Source organism: Saccharopolyspora indica (assembly GCF_027853965.1).
Lineage (GTDB): Bacteria > Actinomycetota > Actinomycetes > Mycobacteriales > Pseudonocardiaceae > Saccharopolyspora > Saccharopolyspora indica.
Genome location: NZ_JAQGLB010000020.1, coordinates 63,021 through 86,114 on the forward strand (window position 1 = coordinate 63,021; position 23,094 = coordinate 86,114).

Consider the following 23,094-nt stretch of genomic DNA (forward strand, 5'->3'; position numbering starts at 1 on the left):
AGCCCTCCCGGATAGGATCGCCGCGTTCATCCGCGGGGGCGTGCGCTGACTCCCGCGCTGCTTCGTCTTGAGTGAAGGGGAGTTCGTGAGCACGCGAATGCTTCCGGCTGTGGTGGCCATCGTGCTGGGGGCGCTGCTGGCGATCGCGCTGTTCGTCCCCTACGTCGCCAGGCAGTACCGCAGGCGCGGCGAACTCGGCATCGGAAATGCCGCGCTGGCGCTGGCCGGGCTCGTCTACAGCCTCGGGCTGGTCGCCTACGTGCTGCTCCCGCTGCCCGCCATGGGCCCGGACTTCTGCGCGGTCTACGGCACCAGCGCTCCACAGTGGACCCCGTTCAACTTCCTCACCGACATGGAGAAGGAAGCGATCGGCACCGGGATCGCCGCCACCTTGCGCAACCCGGCGCTGACCCAGGTGCTGCTGAACGTGGCGCTGTTCCTGCCGCTGGGCATGTTCGTCCGGTACATGTTCCAGCGCAGCGTGCTCGCCACCACGGCGATCGGCCTGGGCGTGTCGCTGCTGATCGAGCTGACGCAGGTCACCGGCATCTGGTTCCTCTACCCGTGCGCGTACCGGCTGTTCGACGTCGACGACCTGATGGCCAACGGGCTCGGTGCGCTGCTCGGCGCGCTCGCGGCACCGGTGCTGCGAGCGGTGCCGGGCCAGCGCCTCGACACCGACCCGGGCCAGCCGAGGCCGGTGACCAGGTCGCGGCGGCTGCTGGCGATGGTGTGCGATCTGATGGCCTACCAGTTCACCGCCGTCGTCTTCGGCACCGCCGCCAACGTGGGCCTGCTCGCCGTGCACGGCGATCTGATCAGCGGCGACATCGGTCCGCTGCCCGAGCTGGCCGGGTACGCCGAGGTGACCGCGGTGGCGCCCTGGGTGCCGTGGTTGCTGCTGGCGGTCGTCGTACCGCTGGTGGGCAAGGCGCCGAGCCTCGGTCAGCGCATCGTGCGGTTGCAGGCCACCAGGAGCGACGGGCGACCGGCCGGGCCGGTGATGCGCATGGTCCGCAGCCTGTTCGGCGTCGGGGGCTACGTGTTCCTGACCCAGTTGGACACGGCGCTTTCGGCTGGAGGAATGCTGGGGACGGTCGCCACCTGCTACGGCCTGGCCTCGCTCATCGCGCTGTTCCCCACGGCCGGGCACCGCGGGCTGTCCTACGTGTTCACCGGCCTGCGGCTGACCGACTCGCGCGCCGTCGACCGGGCCGAGGTGCTCAGCTGAGGTCGCGCGGCTGCGCGGGGAGCGTGGCCGACACCTCGAAGCCGCCGTCGGGCAGCCGATCGGAGCTGATCTCGCCACCGGCCAGCTGCACCCGCTCGGCCAGGCCGATGAGGCCCTGGCCGCCGCTGGGCAGGCTGCGCTGGAAGCCCGCCGCCGGGCGGCCGTTGCGGATCGAGAGGGCGAGCTGCTTCGGCCGGTAGTCCAGCGCGACGGTGGCCCGCGCGCCGCCCGCGTGCTTGTGGACGTTGGTCAGCGCTTCCTGCACGACCCGGTACGCGGCGCGCTCCACCTGGTCGGACAGGTCGCGGCGGTCGCCGGTGAGGACCAGCTCGACGTCGAGCCCGGCGTCGCGGGAGGCCGAGACGAGCGATTCGAGGTCCTTGAGCTTCGGCTGCGGCGGCTCCGGCGTCTCGTCGCCGGGGTTGGCGCGCAGGACGCCGATCATCTGCCGCAGCTCGTCCAGCGCACCGCGGCCCACCTGCTGGATGGTCGCCGCCGCGCTGACCGCCTTCTCCGGGTCGGCCTTGGCCACCATCTCCAGCGCCCCGGCGTGCACCACGACCAGACTCACCTGGTGCGCAACGGAATCGTGCATCTCGCGGGCGATGCGGGCGCGTTCCTCGCTGCGCGTGCGCTCGGCGATCAGGGCGCGTTCGCGCTCGGCGCGCTCGGCCCGCTCCACCCAGTGCACCAGCCGCGTGCGGCGGCCCGCCATGTAGCGGCCGATCACGATCGGGAAGAAGAGGAAGAGCGACCAAGCCGTGAGGCTGGTGAGGAGGGATTCGATGTTCCCGCCGAACCCGTTGATCAGCCACGAGGCGAGTTCCTGCAGGACGCACAGCGCCGCGACGCCCCAGATCTGCCAGTTCTTCCGGCCGTAGGCGCCCAGCGCGTACAGAGCGGGCAGCTGCGCCAGCGACGACATCGGCTCGATGAAGCGCAGGACCGTGGTGATGACGACCACGGTGATCGGGAACCGGCGCATGCCCAGCAGCGCCAGCGCCCCGATCAGCGCACCGGTCAGCAGCGGCAGCGCCGCACCGAAGTCCGGGCGGTTCTGCAGGACGTTGATGGCCGAGAGCGCGAAGGTGATCGCGCTGATGGCGGCCAGCACGACCCACCGCGGCACGCCCGCGAGCCAGGACGGTCGCGAACCGACGAACGGTGCTTCGTCCGGTTCGGCGGTGCTCGGCGCGGGCGCGTTCAGCTTCTCGGTAGCCACGCGGCGAGCCTATGGCAACCGGCGTCGCGCCGGATGAACCCCGGGTCGTACTCCCCGGGTATGACGAGACCGCGCCGCACGCGATCTCCGTGCGCCTGGCGGATGATCGGCGAATGCACCTGGAGTCCGACGCCTGCGCAGCGCACCCGGGAATAGCGTTCGCCGCATGGTTTTCACGAACGAAAGTCCGACGGTGCGAATCACCCCGGGCCCAGCCCGCACCCGCCTCGACGGCGTCGACATCGCCAGGGGTCTGGCGGTGCTCGGGATGTTCGTCGCGCACGCCGGTCCGGCCATGCTCGACCCGACCGCCGGTGGTGCGGCGGAATTCCTGGCGGGTCTCGGCAACGGGCACGCCTCGGTGCTGTTCGCCGTGCTGGCCGGGGTTTCGCTCGCGCTGCTGACCGGCGGCAGCCGGCCGCACGAGGGCTCGGTGCTGCGCCGGGACCGGGTGCGCATCGCGGTGCGCGCGGTCGTCCTCTTCGTGCTCGGCATGGTGCTGACCCAGCTGGGCGCGCAGATGATGGTGATCCTCTCGTTCTACGCGCTCTACTTCCTGCTGGCGCTGCCGTTCCTGCGCGTGCGCCCCGCGGTGCTGGCCGTGCTCGCCGCGGTGTGGGCGATCGCCGGGCCGATCGCGTCCTTCTTCATCCGCGGCGCCTGGACCAGCGCGGACACCGTGGGCGGCGCCCTGTCGTTCACCGACCTGACCTCGTGGGACACCGCGGTGGCGGGATTCCAGCGGCTGCTGCTCGACGGCGCCTACCCGGTGCTGACCTGGATGCCGTTCGTGTTCGCCGGGCTGGCCGTCGGGCGGCTGGACCTGCGGTCGACGGCGGTGCGGCTGCGGCTGCTGATCAGCGGTGTCGTGCTGGCCGTGATCGGCGCGGGCAGTTCCTGGCTGGCCCTCAACGTTTTCGGCGGCCTCCGCGCCCTGGAGCCGTTCCTGACCAACCTGGCGCCGATCGCCGCCGAGATCGGCAAGGAACCCGTCGAACTGCTGCAGATGATGGGCTTCGGCGTCGTTCCCACGACTTCACCGGCGTTCTTGCTGCTCAACGCCCCGCACGCCGGCACTCCGTTCGAGATCGTCGCTTCGACCGGTGCCGCCCTCGCAGTCCTGGCGCTCTGCCTGTTCGCGGGTGACCACCTGCGCACGCTGCTGGCCCCGCTGTCGGCGGTCGGTGCGCTCGCCCTGACCGTGTACACCGCGCAGGGCCTGCTGCTGGAGCCGGTGCTGGTCGGGCTGAGCTGGCAGCCGTGGCTGCCGCTGCTCACCCTCGCGCTGGGTTCGCTGGTGTTCTGCGCGCTGTGGCGGCCGCTGCTCGGCCGCGGACCGCTGGAGCGGGTCCTGCACTGGACCTCCACCAGGACCGCCGACCTGGTCGTCCGGTGAGTCCCGGTGGGCGCCGGCTTCCCGCGCGAAGCCGGCGCCCACCGGCCGGTCCGGCAGTGATTGGATCGACCCGTGGATCTGCTTCGCCATCTCCGGTTCTTCGTGGCGGTCGCCGAGGAAGGGCACTTCGGGCACGCCGCCGACCGCCTCGGCATGACCCAGCCGCCGGTTTCGCAGGGCGTGCAGCGGCTGGAGGCCAGACTCGGCATCACCCTGCTCACCAGGGGATCGCGCGGGGTGCAGCTGACCACCGCCGGGGCCGAGCTGCTGCCCAGGGCGCGGGCGCTGCTCGACGGCGCGGAGCAGTTCGAGGAGGAAGCCCGGCGGCAGCGGGAGAACCGCGGCGCGGTGCGCATCGGCGTCATCCCGGCGCTGAGCGACCGGCAGGTCGCCGCCTGCACGGCAGCGGTGCGCGCCGCGGCACCGGACCCGGCCGCCCGCACCGTGATCACCACGACCGCGCCGACCACCGACCTCGTCGAAGCGGTCGCGGCCGGCCGCCTCGACTGCGCGGCGGTGCACCACCCGGCGCTGATCGGTGCGCTGACGCCCGGCCCGGTCCTGAAGATCCCGCGCTGGCTGCTGGTCCCGTCCGACCGCAAGCCCTCCATCCGCGGCCTGCGCGGCCTGGCCTGCGCGACCGCCCCGCGCAACCACGGCACGCCCGCGTTCGACCTGCTCGTGGACACCTTGCGGGCCAAGGGGCTGGACCCGGACTTCCTGCCCGCGCCCGGTGATCGCGAAGCCCTCACCGCCGTCGCGGCGGGCCGGGCGTTCGCGCTGACCACCGACCCGGAGCTGGACGGCCCGGGCGTGCTCCGGGCGCCGGCGGGCGACGACCTGGCGCTGCGGGTCCGGCTGATCTGGCAGGAGTCCGCGGCCGAGGACGTGCGCACCGCGTTCGAGGCGTCCCTGCGAGGTGACCGGTGAGCCCGGTCGAGCGGCGGATCCGCGAGGTGCTCGCCGACGCCGGTGCCGAGGGCTGGGTGCACGCGACGCAGTTCGGCGGCGGGCGGGAGATCTGCGTCGGCGCCGACGAGCTGGTGGTCACGGCCTCGGTCTACAAGCTGCCGCTGCTGGTGGCGATGTGCCGGGCCTTCGACGACGGCCGCCTCGACCCGCGCGCGACGGTGCGGATCGACCCGCCGTCCTGCACGCCGGGCCCGAGCGGCTTCTCGACGTTCCTCGACCCGGTGACGGTGTCCTGGCGCGATCTGGCCGCCTCGATGATCGCGGTGTCCGACAACTCCGCCGCGGACGTCATCCTCGGCGCCGTCGGCCTGGACGCGGTCGCCGACGTGCTCGACGACCTGGGGCTCAGCCGGACCCGCGTGGTCGGCGGCACCGCCGACCAGCACGCCTCGCTGGTCCGCGACCTGGGCACCACGACGGCGGCGGAAGCGTTCGAGCTGCTGGGCAACAACGACGCCGCGCGCACCGTCAGCGCCTACGACCCGGCCTACGCGAGCGCCACCACACCGCGCGAGATGACCCGGCTGCTGGAGCTGATCTGGACCGACGCGGTGGCCTCGCCGCAGCAGTGCGCGTTCATCCGGCGGCTGCTGGGCAACCAGATCTGGCTGCACCGGGTGCGTTCCGGCTTCCCGTTCCAGGGCGTGCGGGTGGCGGGCAAGACCGGCACCGTCGGTGCGGTGCGCAACGAGGTGTCGGTGGTGGAGTTCGAGGGCGAGGAGCCGGTCGCGGTGGCCGTGTTCACCCTCGCCGCGCGAGCCGACTCCGCGCTTCCCCGGGTGGACACGGCGATCGGGGAGTGCGCCTGGGTCGCGGTCAACGACCTGCGCTCCGGGCGGATCTGAGAAATTTTTTCCGCCGGTAGCTGCCGGTCGCGACCGGGTGCGCGCTGCGGCCATATCGAACCGCTATCGCCGTGCGGTCGGCAGTGGATTGGCGCGATCGCGCGGGTGCTGCTTGATTGGTCCCGACCGGACTTCCGGTCTTCGGACTGAACGGAGAAGTACTTGCGGCACAACGAAATCCGACTCGGGCGACGCGCTGTCCTGGGGGCGCTGCTGGCCGTTCCGGCACTGGTGGCGTGCGGCACCGTCGAGGGAGCTCCGCCGCCCGCTCCTGCCCCGCCCGGTCCCGACCTGGCCGAGCTGGAGCGCCGCTACGACGCCCGCCTGGGCCTGTACGCGATCAACGTCCGCACCGGCCGGACGCTGGTGAACCGCCCCGACGAGCGGTTCGCGCTGTGCTCCACCTTCAAGACCTACGCCGTCGCGGCCCTGCTGCGCGACCACGGCCTGAACAGCGGCTACTTCGACAAGGTCATCCGCTACACCAAGGACGAGCTGGTGAGCCACTCGCCGGAGACCGAGAAGCACGTGGACACCGGCATGACGGTCCGCGCGCTCTGCGAGGCGACCATGAAGGTCAGCGACAACACCGCGGCCAACCTGCTGCTGCGCGAACGCGGCGGCCCGCAGTCGATCGCGCCGTTCGCCCGCTCGATCGGCGATCCGACCACCCGGCTGGACCGGTGGGAGACCGAACTGGGCACGGCGATCCCGGGCGACGAGCGCGACACCTCGACCCCGGCCGGGCTCGCCGCGGGCTACCGGGCGCTGGTGCTCGGCGACGCGCTCGCGGCACCGGAGCGCGACCAGCTGACCGAGTGGCTGCTCGCCAACACCACCGGCGACGAGTGCATCCGCGCCGGGGTGCCGCCGACCTGGCGCACCGGTGAGAAGACCGGCGCGGGCGACTACGGGACGCGCAACGACGCGGGCGTCACCTGGACCGAGGACGGCACGCCGATCGTCATCGCGATCATGAGCACCAGGCCGAGGCAGGACGACGAGTACCGCAACGAGCTGCTCGCCGACACCGCCCGCGCGGTCGCGGCGCACCTGCGCTGACCAGCTCGGGCGCCATCGCGGAAACCGCGGTTGCCGACGGGCGACCGCGGTCTCGCGCTGCGGGTCCTGGAGTCCGCGGAACCGGCATCCGTTGCACGGGTGCCCTGGGCTCAGGACTCGAAGAAGCCGACCACCTCGCCGAACACGCCGGTGTCGGTGAGGAATCCGAGGTGCGTCTGGCAGGCGACCACGGTGTTGTCGGCACCGTCCACGGCCGTGCTCTGGTAGGGGAGGATCACGCCGTCGCACGGCGAGTACCAGGTCGCGTAGGCGGTGTCGCCGGGCGTTTCGTCACCGGAGTTGAGCTGCTGCTCGAAAGCGGATCCGGGCACCATCTCCCGGCACGAGGCGTTGACCAGGCACGCGTTCGCGGCCGTGGTGCCGTGGTTGGCGCCCGCCAGCGACGCCCAGTGCGCCACCTGGGCGTGGCCGCCGAGCTCCTTCAGGTACCAGCGGCTGACGAGCCCGCCCATCGAGTGGTTGACGATGTCGACCTGCTCCGCCCCGGTCTCGGCCAGCACCCGGTCGACGAACGCGCCCAGCTCGGCGGCGCTGCGCTCGCTGGACTGGCTCCAGTCGTACTCGAACGCGTGCAGGTCCGACTGGTCGTAACCGTTGGCGCGGAAGTACGCCTCGGCAGCCGTCCAGTTGGAGTCGCTGCCGGTGTAACCGTGGACGAAGACGACGGGGTGCGAACCCGCCGCGCTGGCAGGGGCGGTCGGCGCCAAGACGGCGAATGCCGTGCACGCCAGAAGAACACCGATCAGCCGACGCATGCGGCCCTCCTCGTTGAGCGGGAACGGATGGCGGAGAGCTTCGCGCCCCCGGTGCGTTCCGGGCATCGGCGAAATCACCAGTCCGCGCGCCGGATGACCGCGGTTACGACGTTGGGCGTGTTTCCCGGCGGCGATCCCACCCGCACACTGACCCCATGTCGGACAGCGCAGTCGACCCCGTGCTGCGGGGCAGGGAACGGGAATCGGCCGTCCTGCGCGGCTTGCTGGCGCAGCGCGGTGGCGCGCTCGTGATCACCGGCGCCGCGGGCGCGGGCAAGTCCGCGTTGCTGGACCACGTCCGCCGCATCGCTGCCGGGTTCCGGACGGCGCACGTCGACGGGGTTCCGCCGGAGCGCGAGATCCCGCTGGCAGCCCTGGACCGCTTGCTGCGCAGCGCGGGCCACCGGCTCGCCGCGGATGAGCGCGCTGAGGAAGCGCTGTTCGTCCGCGCGCAGGACGGCCCGCTGCTCTGCTGCGTGGACGACGCGTCCGATTTGGACTCAGAGTCGTTGCGGGTGCTGGCATTCGCCGCGCGGCGGGTGGGTGCGGAGGAGGTCCTGCTGGTGTTCGCCGCCGATCCGGTGACCGCCGACGGGCAGCTGATCGGCATACCTCAGCTGCGGCTCACCGAACTCGACGACGAAACGGGTCGCCACCTGCTCGCCGACCGGTTCGGCCCCGCGCTGGATCCAGTGGTGGTGGACGAGATCGCGCGGCGCGCGGGCGGGAACCCGCGCGCACTCGTCGAGGCTGCGACCGCGCTTTCCGCCGAGCAGCGCGCAGGACTGGAACCCGTTCCGCGACTGCTGCCGCACAGCAGCGGTTTGCGCGCGGGATTGCGCCGCGCCGTGCGTGAGCTACCGGAGTCCGCCGGCACCGTGATCGCGCGGGCCGCAGCGGCCGAGCACGACCTGGCGGCGGTCGCGTTCCCCGTGGACGGGTTGGCCGAGGCGGAACGCTCCGGCCTGGTCGTGGTGGTCGGCGACCGGGTGCGGATGCCCAACGAGTTCGCGAAGTCCTGCCTGCGCGCGGATCTCCCGCCGGAGCTGCTGCGCGAAGCGCACCGCCACCTCGCGCGGGCGAGCACCGACCCGGTGCAGGTCGCCTGGCACGAGCACCGGGCAGGTGATCGCGACATCGGCGATCTGCCCGCGCACCTCGCCCGAGCGGCGCGATCGGCACGCCGCGCCGGCCACCACGCCGCCGCGGCGGACGCGGCGGCGAAGGCGGCCGAGCTGGCGGTGGACCCGCACCAGCGGGCCCAGCACCTGTTGGCGGCGAGCCGGGACGCGCAGCTGTCCGGTCAGCCGCGGCGCGCGCTGGCGCTGATCGATCGAGCACGCCCGCTGCCCGCCTCGGCCCGGTGGCGCGGGGTGGCCGACTTCGTGTTCGGCGAGGTGGCGCTGCGCGACGGCATGCCCGGCGCGGCGCACCACGACCTGCTCCGCGCCGCGGACCGGCTGATCGGCACCGATCGGGCCATGGCGGCGACCGCGCTGGCCCTGGCCGCGGAGGCGAACTGCGTTTCCGGTGACCACGAGCGCCTCTTCGCCGTCGCGGCACGGGCCGAGCGGCTGCGGAGCCCGCACGACGGCCCGGCTGAGACACTGATCTTCGAGCACGTGCGCGGCATGGCCGCGACGTTCCGCGGCCGGCACGCGGCGGCCGTCCCGGCGTTGCGGCGGGTGCTGGAGCTGGTCGACGAGCAGGAGGCCGTGCTCAGCCGAATCCTGGCCGGCCAAGCGGCTTTCGCGCTCGGCGACCCGGTGCTCGCGCACGACATGGCGCATCGCGCCGTGGCCGCGGCCAAGGATCGCGGTGAAACGGCCCAGCTGCCGTGGGCGCTGGTGTACCTGGTGCTCTCCGCGCTGCTGCTCGACCGGTACGACGACGCCGAAACCGGCGCGCTCGAGGGGCTGCGGGTGGCCCGCGCCACCGATCAGCGCAACGTCGCCATCGACCACCTCGCCTTGCTGGCCCTGGCCGCAGCGCTGCGCGGCGACCACGAGACGGCGCGCGGCCGCCTGGACGCGGCGTTCGGCGACGGCGTCGCCAGCCGTGGGCTGGGGCGGCCGGGGGCGTTCAGCATGTGGGCTCTGGGCTGCGCGGAGCTGGCGTCGGGCCGGTCGGCCGACGCGGTGCGCAGGTTGTGCTCGGCCGCACCGGGCTCGGGCCGGATCAACACGGTCGTGCGCGTCCTGGCCGCGCCGCACCTGGTGGAATCCGCGGTCGACTGCGGCGAAGGAGCCCGCGCCCGCCGCACCTTGGACGCCTTCGACGACTGGGCCAGCACGACCGGCAGCCGGACCAGGATGGCGCTGTCGCACCGCTGCCACGCGCTGATCGCGGAAACCGGGGCGGACGCGGACGAACGCTTCCGCGCCGCGATCGAACTGCACCGCAGCAGTGGCGCAGCGGTGGAACTCGCCCGGACCGAGCTGCTCTACGCCAAGCGGCTGCGCCGCAGGCGCAAACCCCGGCAGGCCCGCGAACTGCTCAGCGAGGCTTACGCGATCTTCGAGCAGTTCGGCGCGAACAGCTGGGCGGAGCAGGCCGGTGCGGAGCTGCGCGCGGCCGGGGTCGGCACGCCCCGGCGCGCACTCGCCCCCGGCGAGGACCTGACCCCGCAGCAGGCGGAGATCTGCCGGCTGGTCGCGGAAGGCGCGACGAACCGGGAGATCGCGGAACGCCTCTACATCAGCCACCGCACCGTCGACCACCACCTGCGCAACATCTTCACCAAGCTCGGTGTCCGCTCCCGGGTCCAGCTGGCCAAGCTCGTGAGCTGACGCGCATCGTTCGAACGGTTGATTCCGCGGTGCCGCTTTCGGTTCCCGGCGACCGATCCCCGGATCGATGCGCGCGAGCGCGGTCGGCGACCACAGTGGAGGTGCAGACGGCGACCGCAGGGAAGGAAGCGCATCGGCGATGAAGAAGGTCTACTGGGCCGCGTTGAGCTACCTGGTCCTCGGGCTGGCGGCCGGGTTGTACTACCGCGAGCTGACCAAGGCCCAGGAGTTCACCGGCGACACCCAGCTGGCGGTGGCGCACACCCACCTGCTCGCGCTGGGCATGCTGTTCTTCCTGGTGGTGCTGGCGCTGGACAAGGCCTTCGGGCTCTCCGGCAACCGGCTGTTCACGCTGTTCTTCTGGTTCTACAACAGCGGGCTGGCGCTCACCGCGGCGATGATGCTGGTGCACGGCACCATGACGGTGCTCGGAGCGGAGAGCTCGGCGGCGATCTCGGGCATCGCCGGACTCGGCCACATCCTGATCACCGTCGGCCTCGTCCACCTGTTCCTGGCCCTGCGCAAGGTCCTGCCCGCACGAGCAGAAGCCCGCTAGTCGGTTTGATTCCGCACTTCAGGCTGGTCATACATAAGGCTGGGCACCCGCAGTCCAGGGAACCTCTGAGGTTCCGCTACCCGCACCGCTACGCAAAACGAGTCTGGAATCACTGAATCAGTCGCGCTTGGCGCGGCTCGGTGCTACTCGCGGTGGCTCGTTCGGCTGCTTCGGGTAGACCGGCGGCCACGGTGCGTCCTGCAGGCCGGCGGCCATGTCCCGGGCCGACTGCTCCAGCAGCGGTTCGATCGACTGCGGCCGCCGGCCCGCCCACGGGTCGCCGAGCTCGGCCAGCCGGGCCGGGACGGTGGCGATGGTCAGCGAATCCGGTTCGACGGTGCCGAGCTCGTCCCACGAGATCGGCGTGGACACCTGCGCGCCCACCCGCGGGCGCACGCACCAGGCGCCGAAAACGGTCTTGTGCGGGGCGTTCTGGTTGTAGTCGACGAACACCCGGGAACCCCGCTCCTCCTTCCACCACTTGGCGGTGATCAGGTCGGGGTGGCGGCGTTCCAGCTCGCGGGCCAGCGCCACCGCGGCGGCGCGAACCTCGTAGCTGTCCCACCGCGGTTCCAGCGCGGAGTAGATGTGCAGGCCGCGCGAGCCGGAGGTCTTCACCTGCGCCTCGATGCCGAGCTCGGCCAGCAGCTGCCGGGTCAGCTGGGCGGCCTCGACCACCTGCGGGAACGTGACGCCCGGCGACGGGTCGAGGTCGATGCGCAGCTCATCGGTGACCGCGGGCGCGTCGGCGTGGTAGGGCCAGACGTGGAAGCCCAGGCAGCCGAGGTTCACCGCCCAGGCGATGTGCGCCAGATCGGCGGCGACCAGCGCGTCGCTGGTGGTGCCGTTGGGCGTGGACACCACGGTGGTCCGCAGCCACGGCGGCGCGGACTTGGGCACCCGCTTCTGGAAGAACGACTTGCCGCTCGCCCCGTCGGGATACCGCTCCAGCAGCAGCGGGCGGCCCTGCACCGTGCTCAGCAGCGGCCCGGCCACGGCCTGGTAGTACCGGATCAGGTCGAGCTTGGTCTCACCGCGCTTGCTGAAGAACACCTTGTCCGGGTGCGACACCGACACCTCGGTCTCCCCGAACTCCAGCACCACCGAATCAGCCACCCGGCCAGCCTAGGACCCGCCACCCCCGACCGCAGCCGGTTCCGGGCTGCGAGCCCGCGGACCAGCGGTTGTACTGGTCGGATGTTCGCCGATTGATGGGGGTGTCCGGTGAGCGAGCTGCCCTTCGCCGATCGCACCGACTTCGAGGACGCCGACCGGGGCTTCATCGCCGCGCTCGAACCCGGTGTCGTCACCGACGGGCGCGGGCGCGCGGTGTGGGACGACGACGCCTACGCCTTCCTGCGCGACGACTGCCCGCCGTCGGTGCACCCGAGCCTGTGGCGGCAGTCCCAGCTGTGCGCCAAGCAGGGCCTCTACGAGGTGGTGCCGGGCATCTACCAGGTCCGCGGCCTGGACCTGTCCAACATGACCCTGGTGGAGGGCGAGCGGGGCGTCATCGTGATCGACCCGCTGATCTCGGTGGAGACGGCCGCCGCGGGGCTGGCGCTGTACCGGGTGCACCGCGGCGACCGGCCGGTCACGGCGGTGATCTACACGCACTCCCACGTCGACCACTTCGGCGGGGTCGAGGGCGTGGTGTCCGGCGAGGTGCCGATCCTGGCCCCGGCGGGCTTCATGGAGCACGCGGTGTCGGAGAACGTCTACGCCGGGACCGCCATGACCCGCCGCGGCAACTACATGTACGGCGCGCTGCTGGCGAAGGGCCCGCACGGCCAGGTCGGCACGGGACTGGGCCAGGGCATCTCGGTGGGCAGGGTCTCGCTGCTCCCGCCCACGCTCGACATCACGCGCACCGGGCAGCGGGAGGTCGTCGACGGCGTGCCCATCCGGTTCCAGCTCACCCCGGGCACCGAGGCACCCGCGGAGATGAACTTCCACTTCCCCGACCACCGCGCGCTGTGCATGGCCGAGAACGCCACGCACACCATGCACAACGTCCTGACGCTGCGCGGAGCCGAGGTCCGCGACGCCCGGAACTGGGCGCGGTACCTCACCGAGGCCATCGCCGAGTTCGCCGACGACGTCGAGGTCGCGTTCGCCTCGCACCACTGGCCCACCTGGGGCCGCGACCGCGTCAAGAAGCACCTGACCGAGCAGCGCGACCTCTACGCCTACCTGCACGACCAGACGCTGCGCCGGATCAACCTCGGCTGGACCGGCACCGAGATCGCCGAGCGGTTCGAACTGCCCCCGGCGCTGGAAGCGGCCTGGCACGCCCGCGGCTACTACGGATCGGTCAGCCACAACGTCAAAGCGATCTACCAGCGCTACATGGGCTGGTACGACGGCAACCCGGCCTCGCTGTGGGAGCACCCGCCGGAGGAATCGGCGAAGCGCTACGTCGACTGCATCGGCGGCGCGGACCGGGTGGTGGAGAAGGCCGCCGAGTACGCCGCCGCGGGCGACCTGCGCTTCGCCGCCCAGCTGCTCAAGCACGCGGTGTTCGCCGAGCCCGACCACACCGCCGCCGGTGACCTGCTCGCCGAGGTCTACCAGCGGCTCGGCTTCGGTGCCGAGAACGCCACCTGGCGCAACTCCTACCTGACCGCCGCGCAGGAGCTCCGCGAGGGCATCACGCCGATGGAGATCAGCATCTCGGGAGCGATCCTGGCGGCGCTGACGGTCGAACAGCTCCTGGACTCGGTGGCGATCCGCGTCGACGGCCCGCGCGCGGCGACCGCGGAGCTGGCCATCGACTGGCACGTGACCGACACCGACGACCACGTCCGGACGACGTTGTCCAACGGCGCCCTCGTCCAGGAGCCGATCCGCGAACCACCATCTCCGGACCTGACCCTCACGCTGACCAAGCAGCAGCTCCTCGCCCTGCTCACCGGAGGCGACCAGGAAGGCATCGACCACCGGGGAGACCGCGCGGCCCTGACCACCCTCCAGAACCTCCTGGACGACCCGGACCCGAACTTCCCGATCGCCCGGCCGTGACCGTCAGCGGCCGGTCGGGACGTGCGCCGGTTCGGGGTCGGGCAGGCGGTTGCGCAGTGCGGCCAGCCAGAGGAGGCCCAGAACGCTGACGATGATCAGGCCTGCTCCGTTGAACACGGTGAACAAGTGGGCTTGCTGGTCGGTCGGCCTGGGCACGTAGCCGAGCTCCAGAGCCGCTCGCTGGCCGCGGGTCTCGGTCAGCACCACGACGAGCACCAGCGCGATGCCGCGCATCGAGTCCCACAGCGCGTGCAGCACCGCAACGCCCAGGTACGCGAGCACCACGCCGCCGGTGAGGCGCCAGCGGCCGGCGCGCGTCGCCGCGAACAGGACACCGCCGAGGATCGCCGTCCAGAGCCCGTGGCCGACCGGCGCGAGGATGCCGCGCAGGATCTCGGTCTCCACCACCTGCCACAGCGAGAGGCCGTGCCGGGTGATCAGGGCGTTGAGGGCGTAACCGGCGCTTTCGAAGGCTGCGAAGCCGAATCCGACGGTGGCGCCGAGCAGCAGCCCGCCGCGCAGCGTGCGGTGCGCCATCCCGCGCGCCACGTACATCAGCGCCAGGACCTTGACCAGCTCCTCGATCAACCCGACGCCGAGGTACATCCACACCGACGGCGACAGCAGGTAGGTCTCCAGCAGCGAGGCCGCCAGCACGCCGAGCACCCCGCCGACGACGAAGCCCTCCACGACCCGGCCGAGGGTGACCTCGGCGGAGCCCTTGCCGGACAGCCACGTCACGAACGAGACCGGCACCAGGAAGCTGCCCAGCAGCACGACGGTCGGCAGCAGCGCGGGGTTGCCGGTCAGCGCGGTGACCACGACGCTGAGCGCCCACAGCACCAGCCCGACCCAGAAGATGTGCAGCCACTGTCCCGCCTCTCCGCGATTTTCAGTGGTGGTTGCGTTCGGAAGTGATCTTGCGTTGTGCGGTTTCTTGTGGCTGGGTTGCATCACGGTCCCCTGAGGTGCGGTTGAGCAGGGCTGGGGTTGGCACAGGGGGTGTCATGCTCGGACCTCCCCGGTCGCGGTGGCACCGTCATCCCGGAGTCTCACCCGCGGTCGCGACCGGTGCATGTGGACGGTCAGGTCGTGGTGGCGCGTTCGGCTCGGGCCTGGCGGTAGAGGACTTTCAGGGCGGCGGTGATCGGGAGGGCGATCAGCGCGCCCAGGACTCCTGCCAGCGAGCCGCCGAGGAGGATCGCCACGAAGGCCGCCAGCGGGCTCAGCTCGACGGTGCGGGCGAAGACCCTGGGTGCGATCAGGTAGTTCTCGAACGCCTGGTAGCAGATGAAGAAGAGCAGCGTGATCACGGCCAGGGACAGGCTCTGCGACAGCGCCACCAGGATTCCCGCCACCGACGCCAGCGTCGCGCCGATCTGCGGGACGGCGTCGAGCGCGGCGACCACGAGCGCCAGGAGCGCGGGGTAGGGGATTCCCGCGATCAGGAAGAACACGAACGACACCGCGCCCGCGCACAGCGACACCAGGGCCTGGCCGGTGACGTAGCCGCCGACCCGGCTCATGGCGGAGAGGATCGCTTCCGGGCGGCCGGGGTGCTTGGCCGCGGCGCGCGTCATCGCGCCCTGCAACCGGGGCATGGCGAGCGAGAAGTAGACCAGCAGGGCACCGGCGGTGCAGGCCGCGAAGACGCCCCCGAGCAAGGTGCCGATGACGGCGAACCCGGCGCCCAGCGCGCTCGCCAGGAACGCGGCGCCCTTCTCGACGGCTTCCCGCACCTTGTCGTGGACGGCGGGATCGTCGAGGGTGGCGCGCAGCTGGTGGTCACCCAGCCGCACGCCCAGCCGGGACAGCAGATCGGGCAGTTGCGCCGCGAAGTGGCCGAGCTGGCCGATCGCGGGCAGGACCGCGAACAGCACCACGAGCCCGACCAGCAGCACGACGGCGAGGATGACCGCGGCTATCGCCATGCCGCGCCGCCAGCGGTGCCGCTGCAACCACGCCACCACCGGCTCCACGCCGAGCGCGAGGAAGAACCCGACGAAGATCAGCACGAGCATGTTCCGAGCCGCGTAGGCCAGCACCGCCAGCGCCGCGACCGCGAGGTAGACGCAGGCGATCTGGGCGTGCCGCAGCAGGGACGGGTTCGCGGGCGGCTGCCCGCTCGGACCTGGACCGGCCATGACGCACGAGCCTCCTGCCGACGACGTCCCAACAGGATCCGGCAGCGCCCGCGAACCCGCCCGTGGATCAGGCCGCGGTCTCGTGCACGTGCTGCCAGCGCAGCCCACCAGGCGTGCGGCGCAGGACCGCCGTGGTCCGGCGGACGGTGCTGGTGCCGTCGCGGCGGTGGGCTTCGCGGAAGCGGACGACGGTGAACTCCGGGCTCTCCGCGACGATCGCGATCTCGTCCACGCCGATGGCCAGGCCCGGCGCGGAGTTGCGCGCGCCCGCGAGCGCGGTGAAGAGCTCCTCGGCGGTCAGCACCGCGCCCTCGGTGGTGATCAGCGTGAAGTCCTCGGCGTGCGAGTCGCGGAACTCGGTGAGGACCGCGGCGTCGCAGTCCGCACCGAGCCAGTCCGCCAGCAGCCGGTGCAGGCGCTCGACCTCCGCACCGACGTCGCTCACCAGCCGCGCTCGCGCCACTCGGCGAGGTGGGGGCGCTGCTCGCCGAGCGTCGAGTCGTCGCCGTGGCCGGGGTAGAACCAGGTGTCGTCCGGGAGCTCGGCGAACAGGCGGTTCTCCACGTCGTCGATCAGCGACCGGAAGTTCTCCGGCGAGCTGGTCTTGCCCACCCCGCCCGGGAACAGCGAGTCGCCGGTGAACAGGTGCGGGTGGCCCTCCGGGTCGCGGTAGAGCAGCGCGATCGAGCCCGGCGTGTGGCCGCGCAGGTGGATCACCGACAGCTCCGAGTCGCCCACCGCGATGGTGTCGCCGTGCTCGACCAGGCGGTCCGGCGGCACCGGCAGCGGCTCGGCGTCGGCCGGGTGCGCCAGCGTGAAGCACCCGGTCTGGCCCGCCACCGAGCCCAGCGCCTGCCAGTGGTCGGCGTGCTGGTGGGTGGTGACGATGGTGCGCAGCCGGGGGCGCTGGGCGTCGTGGCCGAGCAGGTCGGCCAGCTTCTCGGACTCGTTGGCGGCGTCGATCAGCAGCGCGTCGCCGGTGTTGCGGCACACCAGCAGGTACGCGTTGTTGTCCATCGGGCCGACCGAGATCTTCGTGATGGTCAGCGCGGCCAGCTCCCGGCGAGCCGGGTTCCCACCGGGCTCGACGTGTCCCGTGTACTCAGCTTCGATCTCCACACCGCCGAGCTTAGAGACCGCTGCCCGGCCACCTCGCGCGGCGGTGCGGTGCGAGCCGGTCAGGGCGCGGTGTTCTTGGCCGGGACGACCAGGCCGTAGATCACCAGCACGGACAGCGCGATCACCAGCAGCGACCACAGCGGGAACGCGGCCAGGAACGCCAGGTGCCCGATCGCGCACAGCGCGGCCAGCACGACACCGGTGGTGCGGGCCCACGCCTGCTCGTACATGCACCCCACGCCGGTGGCCACCTGCAGGACGCCGAGCACCAGCAAGATCGTGCCCCACGCGACGAAGTTGAAGACCAGCAGCTGGCTCTCGCCGACGATGAAGTAGTCGGTGCGGAACAGCGAGGTCAGTCCCTCGATGATGTTGAAGATCCCGACCAGCAGGATCAGCGAACCGGCGAAGGCCAGCCACCCGGACATCGCGGTGGCCTCCGGTGCGGACGTCATCGCCCACTGCTTCTGCTGCTCCGGAGCCTGCGCCTGCTCCTCGGCCTGCTTCGCCTCGGCCTCCTGCCTGCCGGAACCGGGCTCGGTCTGCGGACTGGACATCGTGAGCGCCCCCCTCTGCGAACTCGATGACTTCCGCTGCCAATGTCGCGCGATCGGGCGAACGGCGCAGCACGGAGCTCAGCGGAGCTCGGGATCCGCGGGGTGGGGGCCGGGCTGCTCGTCGCGGACCAGCCGCAGCGCGATCAGCGGGAAGACCAGCACGCTGATCATGCCCGCCCCGACCATGGCCGAAGCCGTGCTCGTGGGCAGCAGACCGGCGTCGGTGCCGATGGTGGTGATCACCACGACCAGCGGCAGCGCCGCCGAGGCCAGCAGCGCCAGCGTCCAGCGCGGCCGGACCGGCAGGTCGCGGTGGTGCAGGGCCAGCACCGGCAGCCCGCGGATCACCAGGAACAGCACCAGGAACACCGGCAGCAGGGCGATCGCGCTCGGCGTGGCCAGCAGCGCGTCCAGGTCGTAGCGCATGCCGCTGACCACGAAGAAGAACGGGATGAGGAACCCGAAGCCGATCGCCTCGATCTTGCTCTCCACCACCGCGCCCTCCTCGGGATCGCCCGCGTCGAGGAACAGGCGCACCACCAGCCCCGCCACGAACGCGCCGAGCAGCAGGTCCAGGCCCAGGGTCCCGGCGAGCCACAGCATGAACACCACGACGACCATGCACAGCCGCACCGCGAACTGGGCGCTGGTGCCCAGCGTGGTGCGCACCAGCCTGCTGATCCGCCCCGACCGGCGGTTCGCCGCCACCCACAGCAGGCGGGCCGCCACCACGCCGAAGGCCAGCAGGAACAGCACGGTGCGCGCCGGGCTCTGGTCGTTGAACAGCAGCGCCACCGCGATGATCGGCCCGAACTCGCCCGCCGCGCCCACGGCCAGCACCCGGGCGCCCAGGGGAGTGGGCAGCAGCCCGGCGTCGCGGACCATCGGCAGCGTGGTCCCGAGCGCGGTGGTGGTCAGCGCCAGGCCGATGATCAGCGAGGCGAACGCCCACCCGTGCACCAGCGCGCCGAAGCCCAGGCCCAGCACCAGCGAGATCAGCCAGCCCACCGAGGCCAGCCGGATCGGCTTGCCGCGCACCTCGTCGATCTTGAGCTCGTAGCCGGCCAGGAACATCAGCATCGCCAGGCCGAAGTCGGCGACGAAGCCCATCACGTCGTCCACGCCCGCCCAGCCGAGCACCTGCGGGCCGATGAGGATGCCGAGCAGGATCTCCAGCACCACCGAGGGGATCGCGATCCACCGCTTGACGTGGTCGGTGATCAGCGGCGCGACCGCGGTGGCGGCCACGATGACGGCGAAGCTCACCAGCGTCGTCTGCGGCATCGGTCCTCCACCGGGTCGGCCACCGAGGTCGCCGGGGAACCTAAGCCGCCCTTCGCCCGACCGCTGATCAACGTCACCCGGACGGGTGTCCCACGATCGCCAGCCGACTGAGGGGCTGCGTCAATTTCGTACGAAATTGACACCCTGCGGGAGGTCAGAGCCAGTCGGGGAGGTCCGGGGCCTCGCCGTGGAGGTCGGAGGCGTCGGTGCGGCCGAGGAGCCAGCCGAGCATCGGGCCGGGTTCGCCGCCGACCCGGCTCGGCGGGGCCGTGGTGCCGCGGAGCTCCCAGGTGCGGCGGTGGTCGCCGAAGTCGACCTCCACCGCCAGCGCCGGGACGTCCGGGCGGCCGCCGAACTGCTGCGCGACGTCCTCCAGCAGCTGTTCGGCGTCGCGCGGCGGGATGTCGGCGAAGTCCACGTCGTGGTCCAGGTCGACCAGGTGCACCCACACCTCCAGCAGCCGCAGCCGCAGCATGTGGTGGGCGGGCATCGGATCGCCGACGGCATCGGCGATCTCGGCGGTCCACGCGCTCTCCGGCAGCTCCCGCGCGGCGTGCGCGAAGCGGTCGCAGGAGGCGGTCAGGTCCTCGTACAGGAGGCGGTGGCTGTGCTGGGCGCCTTCGGCGATGGCCTCGTCCCGGTCGTCGCCGCTGGCGTACATCGCGTGCTCGATCCCGGTGCGCGCCCAGATCAGCAGGTTGCTGAACCCGTCGGCGTTGCGCGCCAGGTGGGCGATCACGTGCGCGCGGCTCCAGCCGGGCAGCAGGCTGGGCTGTCGCACCGACACCTCGTCCAGGCTGCCCACGGTGCGCAGCAGCCGTTCGGTGGCGCGGTCCACCGCGGCCAGCTGATCGGTGACTTCGCGCGCGAGCTGCGCGCCGGTGCCGAGGACGGTGTCAGCCATGGGTTCCACCTCGCGGAGGGGAGGGGTGCGCGGAGCGCGATGGGAGATATCGAGCCTAATTGCGCAGGCCACAGGGGCAACAGTGCCCAATCCGGGGGAATTTGCGTATCGTCGGGAGTGTCGTCGGCCAACCGCTTCGGATGTCACACGATCGGGTGCAGATCGGGGGTTGCGCCGGATGTGGGGCGCAGGCGATCCGGGACTGTCGGTGGCCCCGAATAGCATGGGCGACGCGACGTCGCGACCTGTCGAAGACCGGGTTCTCGCGCCCGGCGCGCAGCGGCGCGCGTCGACCTCAACGCAAGTACTTCCGAAGGGATCACTGTGGCTGACCGCCTCGTCGTCCGCGGCGCCCGTGAGCACAACCTGCGCGGGATCGACCTCGATCTGCCCCGGGACAGCCTGATCGTGTTCACCGGCCTGTCCGGCTCCGGCAAGTCGAGCCTGGCGTTCGACACCATCTTCGCCGAGGGGCAGCGCCGCTACGTCGAGTCGCTGTCCGCCTACGCCCGGCAGTTCCTCGGCCAGATGGACAAGCCCGACGTGGACTTCATCGAGGGCCTGTCCCCGGCGGTGTCGATCGACCAGAAGTCCACCAGCCGCAACCCGCGGTCCACGGTGGGCACCATCACCGAGGTCTACGACTACCTGCGCCTGCTGTACGCGCGGGCGGGCAAACCGCACTGCCCGACCTGCGGGGAGGCGATCAGCAAGCAGACCCCGCAGCAGATCGTCGACCAGGTGCTGGAGATGCCCGACCGGGCCAAGTTCCAGGTGCTGGCGCCGGTGGTGCGCGGCCGCAAGGGCGAGTACGTCGACCTGTTCGAGCAGCTGCAGTCGCAGGGCTACGCCCGCGCCCGCATCGACGGCGTGGTGCACTCGCTGGACGCGCCGCCGAAGCTGAAGAAGCAGGAGAAGCACGACATCGCGGTGGTCGTGGACCGGCTCACCGTCAAGGCCGGCGCCAAGCAGCGGCTGACCGACTCGGTGGAGACCGCGCTGCGGCTGGCCGACGGGCTGGTGCTCATCGAGTTCATCGACCTCGACGAGGACGACCCGGGCCGGGAGCGCAAGTTCTCCGAGAACCTGGCCTGCCCGAACGGCCACCCGCTGGGCGTGGACGAGCTGGAGCCGCGCTCCTTCTCCTTCAACTCGCCCTACGGCGCGTGCCCGGAGTGCGCGGGGCTGGGCATCCGCAAGGAGGTCGACCCCGAGCTGGTGGTGCCCGACGAGGAGCTGTCGCTGGCCGACGGCGCGATCGCCCCGTGGGCCGGCGGGCACACCGCGGAGTACTTCACCCGGCTGCTGACCTCGCTGTCGGAGTCCATCGGGTTCCGGATGGACGCCCCGTGGCGGCAGCTGTCCACCAAGGTCAAGAAGGCGGTGCTGCACGGCAGCAACGACCAGGTGCACGTCCGCTACAAGAACCGCTACGGGCGCACCCGCTCCTACTACGCCAACTACGAGGGCGTCATCCCGTTCCTGGAGCGGCGGCTGGAGCAGACCGAGTCCGACTTCGCCCGCGAGAAGTACGAGGGCTACATGCGGGACGTGCCGTGCCCGGCCTGCGACGGCACCCGCCTCAAGCCCGAGATCCTGGCCGTGACCATGGCGGGCGCGGACGCCGGCGAGCTGTCCATCGCCGAGGTCAGCGCGCTGAGCGTGCAGGAGTGCTCGGACTTCCTCAACGGCCTGGTGCTCGGGCCGCGCGAGCAGATGATCGCCGGTGCGGTGCTCAAGGAGGTGCAGGCGCGGCTGGGCTTCCTGCTCGACGTGGGCCTGGACTACCTGTCGCTGGACCGCGCGGCGGGGACCCTCTCCGGTGGTGAGGCGCAGCGCATCCGGCTGGCCACCCAGATCGGCTCGGGCCTGGTCGGCGTGCTCTACGTGCTCGACGAGCCGTCGATCGGCCTGCACCAGCGCGACAACCACCGGCTGCTGGAGACGCTGAGCCGGCTGCGCGACCTGGGCAACACGCTGATCGTCGTGGAGCACGACGAGGACACCGTGCGCAGCGCGGACTGGGTGGTCGACATCGGCCCCGGCGCGGGCGAGCACGGCGGTCAGGTGGTGCACAGCGGCACCTACAAGAAGCTGCTGGAGAACAAGAAGTCGCTGACCGGCGCCTACCTGTCCCGGCGCAAGCAGATCCCGGTGCCGGAGCTGCGCCGCGTCCCCGACCGCAAGCGCCAGCTGACCGTGGTCGGCGCGCGCGAGCACAACCTGCGCAAGATCGACGTGTCGTTCCCGCTGGGCTGCCTGACCGCGGTCACCGGCGTGTCCGGTTCGGGCAAGTCCACGCTGGTCAACGACATCCTCGCGTCGGTGCTGGCGAACAAGCTCAACGGCGCCCGCCAGGTGCCGGGGCGGCACACCCGGGTCAAGGGCCTGGAGCACGTGGACAAGCTGGTGCAGGTCGACCAGTCGCCGATCGGCCGCACGCCGCGGTCGAACCCGGCCACCTACACCGGTGTGTTCGACCACATCCGCAAGCTGTTCGCGGCGACCACCGAGGCGAAGGTGCGCGGCTACCAGCCGGGCCGGTTCTCCTTCAACATCAAGGGCGGCCGCTGCGAGTCCTGCGCGGGCGACGGCACCTTGAAGATCGAGATGAACTTCCTGCCCGACGTCTACGTCCCGTGCGAGGTGTGCAAGGGCGCCCGGTACAACCGGGAGACCCTGGAGGTGCACTACAAGGGCAAGACGATCTCCGAGGTCCTGGACATGCCGATCGAGGAGGCGGCGACGTTCTTCGAGCCGATCACCGCCATCCACCGGCACCTCAAGACGCTGGTGGACGTCGGGCTGGGCTACGTGCGGCTGGGCCAGCCGGCGCCGACGCTGTCCGGTGGTGAGGCGCAGCGCGTGAAGCTGGCCAGCGAGCTGCAGAAGCGCTCCACCGGCAAGACGGTCTACATCCTCGACGAGCCGACCACCGGGCTGCACTTCGAGGACATCCGCAAGCTGATCGGCGTGGTCAACGGCCTGGTGGACAAGGGCAACACGGTGATCGTGATCGAGCACAACCTGGACGTGATCAAGACCGCGGACTGGGTGCTGGACATGGGGCCGGAAGGCGGCAGCGGCGGCGGAACGCTGGTGGCCGAGGGCACCCCGGAGGACCTGGCGGCCATCGACGAAAGTCACACCGGCCGATTCCTCGCCCCGGTGCTGGCAGAGGGCTGATCTGCGAAAACGGGGCCCTGCGCCGTTCGG

19 protein-coding genes are annotated in these 23,094 nt (G+C 71.7%); 9 read left to right on the forward strand and 10 right to left on the reverse strand.

The window, feature by feature from the left end; genetic code table 11:
- The first annotated feature begins 85 nt into the window (after positions 1–85).
- Positions 86–1,231 (forward strand): VanZ family protein, encoded by a 1,146-nt coding sequence (locus OU416_RS32015; RefSeq protein ID WP_270930797.1) that lies wholly within the window; start codon positions 86–88, stop codon positions 1,229–1,231.
- Here OU416_RS32015 and OU416_RS32020 read toward each other — a convergent pair.
- A complete protein-coding gene (locus OU416_RS32020) occupies positions 1,224–2,453 on the reverse strand; it encodes a sensor histidine kinase (RefSeq protein WP_270930798.1) in 1,230 nt (409 codons plus the stop codon). The two genes, OU416_RS32015 and OU416_RS32020, sit on opposite strands and share 8 nt — an antisense overlap.
- Positions 2,454–2,646: 193 nt before the next feature.
- Between OU416_RS32020 and OU416_RS32025 the strand changes: the two genes are divergently transcribed.
- From OU416_RS32025 to bla, 4 genes are all read left to right on the forward strand, one after another.
- Entirely contained in the window at positions 2,647–3,849 is a 1,203-nt protein-coding gene (locus OU416_RS32025; protein WP_270930799.1) for a heparan-alpha-glucosaminide N-acetyltransferase domain-containing protein, read from the forward strand.
- Between the two features lie 72 nt (positions 3,850–3,921).
- Positions 3,922–4,779, forward strand: coding sequence for a LysR family transcriptional regulator (locus tag OU416_RS32030; protein WP_270930800.1), 858 nt, complete (start codon positions 3,922–3,924; stop codon positions 4,777–4,779).
- On the forward strand, positions 4,776–5,666 hold the full coding sequence (locus tag OU416_RS32035; RefSeq protein ID WP_270930801.1) for a serine hydrolase: 891 nt from the start codon (positions 4,776–4,778) through the stop codon (positions 5,664–5,666). The genes OU416_RS32030 and OU416_RS32035 overlap by 4 nt, the downstream gene beginning before the upstream one ends.
- Before the next feature lie 162 nt (positions 5,667–5,828).
- On the forward strand, positions 5,829–6,728 hold the full coding sequence (gene bla, locus OU416_RS32040) for a class A beta-lactamase (protein ID WP_270930802.1): 900 nt from the start codon (positions 5,829–5,831) through the stop codon (positions 6,726–6,728).
- A 110-nt stretch (positions 6,729–6,838) separates the two neighbouring features.
- On the opposite strand, the gene OU416_RS32045 is transcribed toward bla, so the two are convergent.
- Positions 6,839–7,504 (reverse strand): esterase/lipase family protein, encoded by a 666-nt coding sequence (locus OU416_RS32045; RefSeq protein WP_270930803.1) that lies wholly within the window; start codon positions 7,502–7,504, stop codon positions 6,839–6,841.
- Positions 7,505–7,659: 155 nt separating this feature from the next.
- Between OU416_RS32045 and OU416_RS32050 the strand changes: the two genes are divergently transcribed.
- The gene (locus OU416_RS32050) at positions 7,660–10,293 is read left to right on the forward strand and encodes a helix-turn-helix transcriptional regulator (RefSeq protein ID WP_270930804.1); all 2,634 of its coding nucleotides are present in this window, start codon (positions 7,660–7,662) and stop codon (positions 10,291–10,293) included.
- 139 nt (positions 10,294–10,432) lie between these two features.
- Complete coding sequence (locus OU416_RS32055; RefSeq protein WP_270930805.1) at positions 10,433–10,849, forward strand: DUF2871 domain-containing protein; 417 nt, start codon at positions 10,433–10,435, stop codon at positions 10,847–10,849.
- Between the two features lie 117 nt (positions 10,850–10,966).
- Here the strand turns inward: OU416_RS32055 and ligD are convergent, their stop codons facing one another.
- Entirely contained in the window at positions 10,967–11,965 is a 999-nt protein-coding gene (gene ligD, locus OU416_RS32060; protein WP_270930806.1) for a non-homologous end-joining DNA ligase, read from the reverse strand.
- Between the two features lie 108 nt (positions 11,966–12,073).
- Here ligD and OU416_RS32065 point away from each other — a divergent pair, with 108 nt between their 5' ends.
- Positions 12,074–13,870, forward strand: coding sequence for an alkyl/aryl-sulfatase (locus OU416_RS32065; RefSeq protein WP_270930807.1), 1,797 nt, complete (start codon positions 12,074–12,076; stop codon positions 13,868–13,870).
- Between the two features lie 3 nt (positions 13,871–13,873).
- On the opposite strand, the gene OU416_RS32070 is transcribed toward OU416_RS32065, so the two are convergent.
- The 7 genes from OU416_RS32070 to OU416_RS32100 all read right to left on the reverse strand — a co-directional run bounded on the left by OU416_RS32070 (position 13,874) and on the right by OU416_RS32100 (position 19,878).
- A complete protein-coding gene (locus tag OU416_RS32070; protein ID WP_270930808.1) occupies positions 13,874–14,824 on the reverse strand; it encodes a PrsW family intramembrane metalloprotease in 951 nt (316 codons plus the stop codon).
- Between the two features lie 131 nt (positions 14,825–14,955).
- The gene (locus OU416_RS32075) at positions 14,956–16,014 is read right to left on the reverse strand and encodes an AI-2E family transporter (protein WP_270930809.1); all 1,059 of its coding nucleotides are present in this window, start codon (positions 16,012–16,014) and stop codon (positions 14,956–14,958) included.
- Positions 16,015–16,081: 67 nt separating this feature from the next.
- Positions 16,082–16,459: a DUF4440 domain-containing protein gene (locus tag OU416_RS32080; protein WP_270930810.1), complete on the reverse strand. Its 378-nt coding sequence runs from the start codon at positions 16,457–16,459 to the stop codon at positions 16,082–16,084.
- The gene (locus OU416_RS32085) at positions 16,456–17,133 is read right to left on the reverse strand and encodes an MBL fold metallo-hydrolase (protein WP_270930811.1); all 678 of its coding nucleotides are present in this window, start codon (positions 17,131–17,133) and stop codon (positions 16,456–16,458) included. Before OU416_RS32085 ends, OU416_RS32080 begins: the two co-directional genes overlap by 4 nt.
- Before the next feature lie 59 nt (positions 17,134–17,192).
- A complete protein-coding gene (locus tag OU416_RS32090; RefSeq protein ID WP_270930812.1) occupies positions 17,193–17,690 on the reverse strand; it encodes a DUF7144 family membrane protein in 498 nt (165 codons plus the stop codon).
- A gap of 78 nt (positions 17,691–17,768) precedes the next feature.
- Positions 17,769–18,974: a cation:proton antiporter gene (locus OU416_RS32095; protein ID WP_270930813.1), complete on the reverse strand. Its 1,206-nt coding sequence runs from the start codon at positions 18,972–18,974 to the stop codon at positions 17,769–17,771.
- 154 nt (positions 18,975–19,128) lie between these two features.
- Positions 19,129–19,878, reverse strand: coding sequence for a maleylpyruvate isomerase N-terminal domain-containing protein (locus tag OU416_RS32100; RefSeq protein ID WP_270930814.1), 750 nt, complete (start codon positions 19,876–19,878; stop codon positions 19,129–19,131).
- A 324-nt stretch (positions 19,879–20,202) separates the two neighbouring features.
- On the opposite strand from OU416_RS32100, the gene uvrA reads away from it, so the two are divergent.
- A complete protein-coding gene (gene uvrA, locus OU416_RS32105; protein WP_270930815.1) occupies positions 20,203–23,064 on the forward strand; it encodes an excinuclease ABC subunit UvrA in 2,862 nt (953 codons plus the stop codon).
- Positions 23,065–23,094 lie beyond the last annotated feature (30 nt).